The organism is Mycobacterium sp. (assembly GCF_035697385.1).
Classification (GTDB): Bacteria; Actinomycetota; Actinomycetes; order Mycobacteriales; family Mycobacteriaceae; genus Mycobacterium.
The window spans coordinates 1-9,477 of sequence record NZ_DASSCY010000281.1 but is presented as its reverse complement, the minus strand read 5'-3'; the positions used below and the strand labels follow the sequence as shown (position 1 = coordinate 9,477).

Genomic DNA, 9,477 nt, shown 5'->3' with positions numbered 1-9,477 from the left:
CACGAGGATCTTGCAGTGCTCGGCGGGCGTGGCCAGCTCGTCGAACGCCTGCGCAACGCCGTCGAGTCCGACCTGTCCGGTGATCAGCGGCCCGACGTCGATCTCGCCTTCGGCGATGGCGCGCAGCGACTCCGCGAACTCCGCAGGGTCGTACGCGAGCACGAATTGCACATTGATTTCCTTGGCGGTGCCGAAGAACGGCATCACCGTGTCGGGCTCCATGCACACGCCCGCGACGACCAGCCGGCTTCCGGTGGGCGCCCGCCGGAACACATCGTTGATGATCCCCGGGACGCCGACGGCCTCGAACACGACCGCGGGTTTCACGGATTCGAACGGCGAACCTTGGGCTGGATCGACGGTGACGTGTGCGCCCATCGTTTCGGCGAGCTCGCGGCGCTTCGACGAAAAGTCCGCCGCCACAATGTGTTCGACCCCGCGGTGGCGCAGCGCGGCGATGATCGCGAGCCCGATGGGTCCACAGCCGAGCACCAAGGACACCTCGCCTTGAGCGATACCCGATTTGTTGACCGCGTGCAAGCCAACCGCCATGGGCTCGGTGAGGGCGGCGTGACGCGGATCCAGCCCGTTCGGCACCGTCAGCAACAGGGGTGCCGACAACAACATCCGCTCGGCGTAACCGCCAACCGTGGTGTTGGAGGAGAAAATCGGTTCGAAACCGGTGGAGGACAACAACACCGGCAACGACGTAACCACCGTGCCGGGCTTGGGCGCGTCCGTGTCCGGCCCGGCTTCGAGCACCTCTGCACTGAACTCGTGACCCATGAAGACGTCGCCGGACAGATCGACCTGTTGACCGCCGCTCGAGTCGCCCTGCATCTGTAGGCCGAGTTCGAGCATCGTGTCGCCGTGCTTGGCGAAATGCAGGTCGGAGCCGCAGATCCCGCACGCGGTCACCTGAACCAGCACCTGGCCGGATTCGGGAACCGGCTCGGGCACGTCGTCGCGCAACACCATCTGGCGGTCGCGCAGTACCACCGCCCGCATCAGGTCTGATCCCGTTCTTTGATCTCGTCGGTGTGTTCCGAAATCGCCTTGACGATCGCCTCTCCCGCGCGGCCGAGCAGTTGGTCGCGCATGCCCTTGGCCCAGTCGTGCGACGCCCGCGGCGCTGTCAGCTGTCCCTTGAAGTGCGGCATCACCTCGCGGGCGAACAGTTCGTAGGAGTGGTAGGTCGCGGCAGGCGACGCCCAGTCGTGGCCCAGCAGCAGCAATGTTCCGAAGCCACCGGACGTTTCGAGAAGGTCCTGGATGTATGCGACCGCGTCGCCTGGCGTGCCGATGCAGGAGTTGCCTTTACCCGCATACTCGGCGACGAACTCGCGCGGCGTCTGAGTCCCCACAGTGCCGTCGCTGGGATTCGACAGCGGCACAAAGCCAGCCGCGCCGAAGTAGTTCGCGAAGTCCTGCAGTCCGTAGACACAGTCGTCGATCGCCTGATCGCGGGTGTCGGCCAGATGCATGATGGACAGCACCCGCCAATCCTTGCGGTCCGGTTCGTCGCGGCCCGACTTCTCGGCCTGGTCCATGACGACCTGCCAGGTGTTCTCCAGCGCGGCGTAACCGCCGGGCACCGACATCGACAGTGAAAGCAGAGACGTACCAAGCGCGCCAGCGAGCCTGGGCCCGGACGGGGAAATCATTGCCGCCGTGGATATTTCGGGGTATGGCCAGGTGTATGGACGGATGTGCAGCTGCGCATCCCGCAGCGTGAACCAGTCGGAGTGTCTGCTGATCCGCTCGTCGGGCGCCGCGCGGAACAACGCGAGGATGGCCTCGAGCGACTCCTGCATCATCCGTCGTTGCTCGACCGGGTCGATGCCCATCATGTAGGCGTCCGACGGCAGTGCGCCCGGCCCGGTGCCGAACATCACCCTGCCGCGCGTCAAGTGGTCGAGCAGTACCCACCTGTCGGCGACCATCAGCGGATGGTGATACGGCAGCGACACCACGCCGGTGCCAAGCCGGATGTGCTTGGTCCGCTCGGCGGCCGCCGCGATGAACACCTCGGGGCACGCGATGAGCTCATAGCCGCCGGAGTGATGCTCGCCGAACCAAGCCTCGTCGAAGCCCAGCCGGTCCAGCGCCACTGTCCGTTCGAGGTCGTATTCCAGTGCGACGGTTGGCGATTGGCCGACCGGGTGAAACGGCGTGATGAACACCCCGAAGTTGAGCGGACGCCCCATCACAGCTCCAATCCAGACAGGAAGTCGAGCAGCACCTCATTGACTTCACCGGGCCGCTCCTGCTGGATCCAGTGACCGGCACCGTCGATCATCACCTCGCGGTAGTCGCCAGTGGCGACCTCGCGGGCGTGGTCGCGAGGCGTGAACATCAGCACCGGGTCCGCGGTGCCCGCGATGAACAGTGATGGCACAGTGATGGTCGACGCCGGAAATTTGGCGGATAGCTCCCAGTTGCGGTCGAAATTGCGATACCAGTTCAGCGGCCCGGTGAAACCGGTCCTGGTGAACACGTCGATGTAGTGGTGGAGTTCGTCCTGGCTGATCCACTCCGGCAGGGCGTCAACTTCAGGGAGTCGCTCGACGTAACCCCGTGGGCCAGGGGCAAACATCGCTATCTGGTCGGCCTCGTTCGAGGGCAACCGGGCACCGAACACCCGCCGCATCGTTGTCGCGGTATCGCGCGACAAATCGGCGTCGGCTACCCCGGGCTCCTGGAAATACAGGATGTAGAAGAAGTTGTCACTGAACCGTCGCCGCCAGATCTGGGTCGGTGAAACCGGCGGGCGTGGCACGGGCGGCCCACTCAACCCGGCGACGCCGGCGATGCGGTCTGGGTGTGCCAGCGGCGCATTCCACGCCACCACGGAGCCCCAATCATGGCCGACGAGCGCCGCACGTTCGGCACCGACGTCATCGAGCAGGCCGACGAGGTCGGCGGACAGTTCGACGACGTTGTAGGCGTCGACCTCTTCGGGCTTGGAAGATCCGCCGTACCCGCGCTGATCGGGCGCCAGCACGTGATAGCCGGCGTCGGCAAGCGCGGGAATCTGATGTCGCCACGAATAGGCCAGCTCGGGGAAGCCGTGGGCCAGCACGACGACCGGCGACCCGCGATCACCGGCCTCGATGACTCGAAGTTGGACCCCATTCGTCTCGACTAGCCGCTCGGTCGATGTGAGCACGGTCTCACCCAAGCACAGGCCAGTGCGGCCGTGAAGGGCCCTCCGGCAGGCCGTCGGACCACATCCTCGGTTCCCTCCGGCAAGCCGTCGGACTACATCCTCGGTTCCCTCCGGCAGGCCGTCGGGAACTGCGGACCGTTGGTCTAGCGGTAGCCTGAACTATCCCAGCTGCGCGTATTGGAAGGACACCGGCCGCAGGCGGCCAATACAGATGAAGCCGACGAAGGCCTGAATACTCATGAACCGGAAAAATGTGATCCGCACGCTCACCGCGATTGCCGTGGTGTTGCTGCTGGGCTGGTCGTTCTTCTATTTCAGCGACGACACCCGTGGATATAAGCCCGTCGACACCTCTGTGGCAATGGCCCAGATCAACAGCGACAACGTCAAGAGCGCACAGATCGACGACCGCGAGCAGCAGCTGCGGCTTGAGCTGAAGAACGCCAGCGACGGCACCGAGAACAGCGACAAGATCATTACCAAATACCCCACCGGATATGGGGTGACGCTGTTCGATGCGCTCAACGCCAAGGGCGCAAAAACTAACACCGTCGTGAATCAGGGCAGCATGCTCGGCTCGCTGCTCATCTATCTGCTGCCGCTGCTGTTGCTCGTCGGCCTGTTCGTGATGTTCTCCCGCATGCAGAGCGGTGGCCGGATGGGCTTCGGCTTCGGCAAGTCGCGCGCCAAGCAGCTGTCCAAGGACATGCCCAAGACCACGTTCGCTGACGTGGCAGGCGTCGACGAGGCGGTCGAGGAACTCTACGAGATCAAGGACTTCCTGCAGAACCCGTCGCGGTATCAGGCGCTCGGCGCCAAGATCCCCAAGGGCGTGCTGCTCTACGGCCCGCCAGGCACCGGCAAGACGCTGCTTGCCCGCGCCGTCGCAGGTGAGGCCGGTGTGCCGTTCTTCACGATCTCCGGCTCGGACTTCGTGGAGATGTTCGTCGGCGTCGGCGCTTCCCGGGTGCGCGACCTGTTCGAGCAGGCCAAGCAGAACAGCCCGTGCATCATCTTCGTCGACGAGATCGACGCGGTCGGCCGCCAGCGCGGCGCAGGCCTCGGCGGCGGCCACGACGAGCGCGAGCAGACGCTCAACCAGCTGCTTGTGGAGATGGACGGCTTCGGCGAGCGCCAGGGCGTCATTCTGATCGCGGCCACCAACCGGCCGGACATCCTCGACCCGGCCCTGCTGCGGCCCGGCCGCTTCGACCGCCAGATCCCGGTATCCAACCCGGACCTGGCCGGCCGTCGCGCGGTGTTCAGGGTGCACTCGCAGGGCAAGCCGATCGCCGACGACGCGGACCTCGACGGGCTGGCCAAGCGCACCGTCGGCATGTCCGGCGCTGATCTGGCCAACGTGATCAACGAGGCCGCGCTGCTCACCGCGCGGGAAAACGGCACGGTCATCACCGGCCCCGCGCTCGAGGAGGCCGTCGACCGGGTCGTCGGCGGTCCGCGACGCAAGAGCCGCATCATCAGCGAGCACGAGAAGAAGATCACGGCCTACCACGAGGGCGGGCACACGCTGGCGGCATGGGCGATGCCCGACATCGACCCGATTTACAAGGTCACGATCCTGGCCCGTGGGCGCACCGGCGGGCACGCGATGTCTGTGCCTGAGGACGACAAGGGCCTGATGACCCGCTCGGAGATGATCGCCAGGCTGGTGTTCGCGATGGGCGGACGCGCCGCGGAGGAGCTGGTCTTCCGCGAGCCGACCACCGGCGCGGTGTCCGACATCGAGCAGGCCACCAAGATCGCCCGCGCGATGGTCACCGAGTACGGCATGAGTGCCAAGCTCGGCGCCGTCCGCTATGGCACCGAGCACGGCGACCCGTTCCTAGGCCGCACCATGGGTACCCAGGCCGACTACAGCCACGAGGTCGCGCAGATCATCGATGACGAGGTGCGCAAGCTCATCGAAGCCGCGCACACCGAGGCGTGGGAGATTCTCACTGAATACCGCGACGTGCTCGACACGCTCGCCGGTGAGCTCTTGGAGAAGGAAACCCTGCACCGCGCCGAGCTGCAGGCCATCTTCGGCGACGTGAAGAAGCGGCCGCGACTGACCATGTTCGACGACTTCGGTGGTCGCGTCCCTTCCGACAAGCCGCCGATTAAGACGCCAGGCGAGCTGGCGATCGAACGCGGCGAGCCATGGCCCAAGCCGGTCCCCGAGCCTGCGTTCAAGGCCGCGATCGCGCAGGCCGCAAAGGCCGCAGAAGGCTCGCATCAGAACGGCACCAACGGCGCAGGCGCCAACGGAGGCCCCGCCATCGGGCCGACCCAGCCCGATTACGGCGCCCCCGCCGGTTGGCACGCCCCGGGGTGGCCGCCACACCCGCAGCAGCAGCAGCCGGCGCAGCCGCATCCGCAGCAGGGGTATTGGTACCCCCCGTCGAACTGGCAGAACCCCAATGTCGCCGCCGGAGCGGCTCCGCCGCCCTACCCGCCGTATCAGCCCTATCCTCAGCCCGGGCAACCCGCACCACAGGGGAACCCACCCACGCCCAACCAGGGCGGGGATCAAGGCCAGGACAGTGATCGGTCTGGCGGCCGGTCTAATCCGCCGGCGCACGGCTGATCACGAAAAGAGGCTTCGATGACGCGGTCGCACAACAACTCGGCCACGTTCACCACCCCGGCGTTCGACCAACCGCGTGCCGAGGCGGCGGTCCGCGAGCTGTTGATCGCGATCGGGGAGGATCCCGACCGGCACGGCCTCGAGGACACGCCGGCTCGGGTGGCGCGCGCGTACAAGGAGATGTTCGCCGGGCTCTATACCGACCCGGACACCGTGCTGAACACCACCTTTGACGAACAGCACGACGAACTGGTGCTGGTCAAGCAGATCCCGCTGTACTCCACCTGCGAACACCACCTTGTCGCGTTTCACGGTGTCGCGCACGTCGGCTACATCCCAGGCAAAGATGGCCGGGTCACCGGGCTGTCGAAGATCGCCCGGCTGGTCGATCTGTACGCCAAGCGCCCGCAGGTACAGGAACGGCTGACCGCTCAGATCGCCGATGCGCTGATGCGCAAGCTGGATCCGCGCGGCGTGATCGTGGTGGTCGAGGCCGAGCACCTGTGCATGTCGATGCGCGGCGTGCGCAAGCCCGGTGCGACCACCACCACGTCGGCGGTGCGCGGACAGTTCAAGTGCGATGCGTCATCGCGGGCCGAGGCGCTGGATCTCATTCTGCGCAGGTGAGCACGACACGCGTGCAGGTCATGGGAGTCGTGAACGTCACCGACGACTCCTTCTCCGACGGGGGACTGTTCCTCGACCGTGATCGCGCCATCGAGCATGGCGTCGCACTGGCCGCCGATGGCGCCGCGATCGTCGACGTCGGCGGTGAGTCAACCCGCCCCGGCGCCACCCGCATCGAACCGCGCGTGGAAACCGCGCGGGTGCTGCCGGTGGTGAAAGCACTTGCCGGGCAAGGTATTACAGTCAGCATCGACACGATGCATGCCGAGGTGGCGAAGGCGGCGCTGGAAAACGGCGCGCACATCGTCAACGACGTTTCCGGCGGGCGGGCCGATCCCAATATGGCGGGCGTGCTCGCCGACGCAAAAGTGCCTTGGGTGCTGATGCATTGGCGATCGGTCGGCGCGGCCAGGCCGCATGACGTGCCGGCGTACGGGGACGTGGTTGCCGAGGTTCGAGACGAACTGCTGGCGAGTGTCGACGCCGCAGTGGCCGCAGGTGTCGAACCGGCCAAACTGATCATCGATCCGGGGCTGGGTTTCGCCAAGACGGCAGAACACAATTGGGCGTTGCTGCGCGCATTGCCGGAGCTCGTCGGCACCGGAATCCCGGTCCTGGTCGGCGCGTCCCGCAAGCGCTTCCTCGGCACGCTACTGGCGGGTCCCAACGGGGAACCGCGGCCGCCGAGTGGGCGTGAGACGGCCACCGCGGTGGTCTCCGCGCTTGCCGGCCTGCACGGCGCGTGGGGTGTGCGGGTGCACGACGTGCGGGCGACCGTGGATGCGCTCAAGGTGGTTGAGGCCTGGCGTGGCTGACCGAATCGAGTTGAGGGGCTTGACCGTTCGCGGTCACCACGGCGTGTTCGAGCATGAGCGCCGCGATGGGCAGGACTTCGTTGTCGACATCACAGTCTGGATCGACCTCGATAAGGCGGCGGCCACCGACGACCTGGCCGACACGCTGGACTACGGCGTGCTCGCACAACGGGCCGCCGACATCGTGGCAGGCCCGCCGCACAAGCTCATCGAGACGGTCGCGGCCGCGATCGCCGACGATGTAATGGCCGACGACCGGGCGCACGCTGTCGAAGTCGTCGTGCACAAGCCCTCGGCGCCGATCCCATTGCAGTTCGCCGATGTTGCAGTGGTGGCGCGGCGTTCGAGGCGCGGCGGACGGAATGGTGGGGCATGAGCCGAGTGGTGCTGTCCATCGGGTCGAATCTGGGCGACCGGTTGGCGCGGCTGCAATCGGTGGTCGACGGCCTCGGTGGCGCGGTGCGCGCGGTGTCACCGGTTTACGAGACGGCCGCGTGGGGCGGCGTCGAGCAGGGCCCGTTCCTCAACGCCGTGTTGATCGCCGATGACCCCGCCCTCGACTGCCATGGCTGGCTGCGCCGCGCGCATGAGCTGGAGAACGCGGCCCACCGGGTGCGCGCCGAGCGCTGGGGTCCGCGCACGCTCGACGTGGATCTCGTCGTCTGTCACGACGGTGATCGTGAGGTCACCGAAAGCGACGAGGTGCTGACGCTGCCGCATCCGCTGGCCCATCTGCGGGCGTTCGTGCTGACTCCGTGGTTGGCCGTCGACCCTGACGCCACGCTCACGGTCGCGGGGGAGCAGCGGTCGCTGGCCCGCCTGCTGGCCGAGATCGACCCCGCCGAGCGTGACGGGGTTCGGCTGACTGGGCTGATCCTTTCGGTTGACCAGGACGCCTGATGGGACCGACCCGCAAGCGTGACCTGACGGCCGCGACGGTGCTCGCCGCCGCGGCGGGCTATCTGCTGGTGGTTCTGCTGTACAGATGGTTTCCGCCGATCACACTCTGGACCGGCGTGTCACTGCTGGCCGTGGCGATCGCCGAAGCGGGCTGGGCGTTCTACGTGCGGGCGAAGATCAACGACGGCGAGATCGGCGACGGGCCGGATTGGCTGCACCCGCTGGCCGTGGCCAGATCCGTGGTGATCGCCAAGGCGTCGGCGTGGGTCGGCGCTCTGGTACTGGGTTGGTGGGTCGGGGTGGTGCTTTACCTTTTGCCACGGCGCAGCACCATGAGGGTGGCAGGCGAGGACACCGCGGGCGCGGTCGTGGCGGCGGTGTGCGCGCTCGCACTGGTCGTCGCGGCACTGTGGCTTCAGCATTGCTGCAAGTCGCCGGATGAGCCGCCCGAAAACGCCAACGGAGCGACGGAGTAACTGGCACCCGCGGCCCAGCAGCCGAATCGCCGAAGAGGTCGACACGCGAGGTGACCTGTGGCGGGTACAGTCGGCCCATGACCGATCTGACCCGCAGCTCCAGGGGTCGACGGGCCAGCCGGAGGCCGGGTTGGCTGCTGCTGACGGTGTTGCTGGTGCTCGCCATCGTGGCGAGTTCTGCACTGGTTTTCACCAACCGCGTGGAGTTGCTCAAGCTGGCGGTCATCCTCGCTTTGTGGGCCGCGGTGGTGGCTGCATTCGTGTCGGTCATCTATCGGCGGCAAAGCGATGTGGACCAGGCAAAGGTGCGGGATCTGAAGCTGGTCTACGACCTGCAGTTGGAGCGCGAGATCTCGGCGCGTCGCGAATACGAGCTGTCGGTGGAGACGCACCTGCGCCGTGAGCTGTCCTCGGAGCTTCGCGCGCAGGCCGCCGACGAGGTGGCGGGTCTGCGGGCCGAATTGGCCGCGCTGCGCGCCAGCCTGGAGATCCTCTTCGACGCCGACCTCTCTGACCGGCCCGCTATCGAGACCGATCGGCCCCGCACCTACGGCGATTGGCCAACCGAAATTCAGCCCAAGGCCCGCGTCACTGCTAGCCGCATTGACACCCACGACCGCGACGAGGACCCCCGCACCGAGGAAAGCCCGATCATCGACGTGCCCGAGGAACCTCATCCTCCGGAGTACGAATGGACGCCACCGGCCTACGGCGGTTCACACCGCAGGCCCTCGGAAACGGAGCCGGCGGGCCGGCGACATCTGGCGCCGGAGCCGCCGCCGGCCTGGTCGCCGCCGCCGACCCCACCCCCTGCTCCGCAGCAGCAGCCAACGCCCGAGCGCCAATCCCCCTGGGAGCCACCGCAACAACAAGAGCCGCCGCAACAACAGGAGCCACCCAAGC

The 9,477-nt window shown here is 67.0% G+C and carries 10 protein-coding genes; 7 read left to right on the top strand and 3 right to left on the bottom strand.

Annotated elements, in window-relative coordinates; translation table 11 throughout:
- The 3 genes from VFH65_RS23695 to VFH65_RS23685 form a co-directional block, all read right to left on the bottom strand.
- Positions 1 to 1,008: zinc-binding dehydrogenase (locus VFH65_RS23695; RefSeq protein ID WP_353324756.1), on the bottom strand; the 1,008-nt coding region annotated here is incomplete at its 3' end.
- Complete coding sequence (locus VFH65_RS23690) at positions 1,008 to 2,207, bottom strand: LLM class flavin-dependent oxidoreductase (protein WP_353324754.1); 1,200 nt, start codon at positions 2,205 to 2,207, stop codon at positions 1,008 to 1,010. The genes VFH65_RS23690 and VFH65_RS23695, both read right to left, overlap by 1 nt.
- The gene (locus VFH65_RS23685) at positions 2,207 to 3,169 is read right to left on the bottom strand and encodes an alpha/beta fold hydrolase (protein ID WP_353324753.1); all 963 of its coding nucleotides are present in this window, start codon (positions 3,167 to 3,169) and stop codon (positions 2,207 to 2,209) included. Before VFH65_RS23685 ends, VFH65_RS23690 begins: the two co-directional genes overlap by 1 nt.
- A gap of 238 nt (positions 3,170 to 3,407) precedes the next feature.
- On the opposite strand from VFH65_RS23685, the gene ftsH reads away from it, so the two are divergent.
- The 7 genes from ftsH to VFH65_RS23650 form a co-directional block, all read left to right on the top strand.
- The gene (ftsH, locus tag VFH65_RS23680; protein WP_353324751.1) at positions 3,408 to 5,756 is read left to right on the top strand and encodes an ATP-dependent zinc metalloprotease FtsH; all 2,349 of its coding nucleotides are present in this window, start codon (positions 3,408 to 3,410) and stop codon (positions 5,754 to 5,756) included.
- Positions 5,757 to 5,774: 18 nt separating this feature from the next.
- On the top strand, positions 5,775 to 6,383 hold the full coding sequence (gene folE / locus VFH65_RS23675) for a GTP cyclohydrolase I FolE (RefSeq protein ID WP_353324749.1): 609 nt from the start codon (positions 5,775 to 5,777) through the stop codon (positions 6,381 to 6,383).
- A complete protein-coding gene (gene folP / locus VFH65_RS23670) occupies positions 6,380 to 7,198 on the top strand; it encodes a dihydropteroate synthase (RefSeq protein WP_414688495.1) in 819 nt (272 codons plus the stop codon). Before folE ends, folP begins: the two co-directional genes overlap by 4 nt.
- Entirely contained in the window at positions 7,191 to 7,574 is a 384-nt protein-coding gene (folB, locus tag VFH65_RS23665) for a dihydroneopterin aldolase (protein WP_353324748.1), read from the top strand. The genes folP and folB overlap by 8 nt, the downstream gene beginning before the upstream one ends.
- Positions 7,571 to 8,098 (top strand): 2-amino-4-hydroxy-6-hydroxymethyldihydropteridine diphosphokinase, encoded by a 528-nt coding sequence (gene folK, locus VFH65_RS23660; RefSeq protein ID WP_353324746.1) that lies wholly within the window; start codon positions 7,571 to 7,573, stop codon positions 8,096 to 8,098. Before folB ends, folK begins: the two co-directional genes overlap by 4 nt.
- Complete coding sequence (locus VFH65_RS23655) at positions 8,098 to 8,574, top strand: DUF3180 domain-containing protein (protein ID WP_353324744.1); 477 nt, start codon at positions 8,098 to 8,100, stop codon at positions 8,572 to 8,574. Before folK ends, VFH65_RS23655 begins: the two co-directional genes overlap by 1 nt.
- A 77-nt stretch (positions 8,575 to 8,651) precedes the next feature.
- Positions 8,652 to 9,477, top strand: an 826-nt coding sequence (locus VFH65_RS23650; RefSeq protein WP_353324742.1) for a DUF6779 domain-containing protein, incomplete at its 3' end; no start/stop codon positions are given.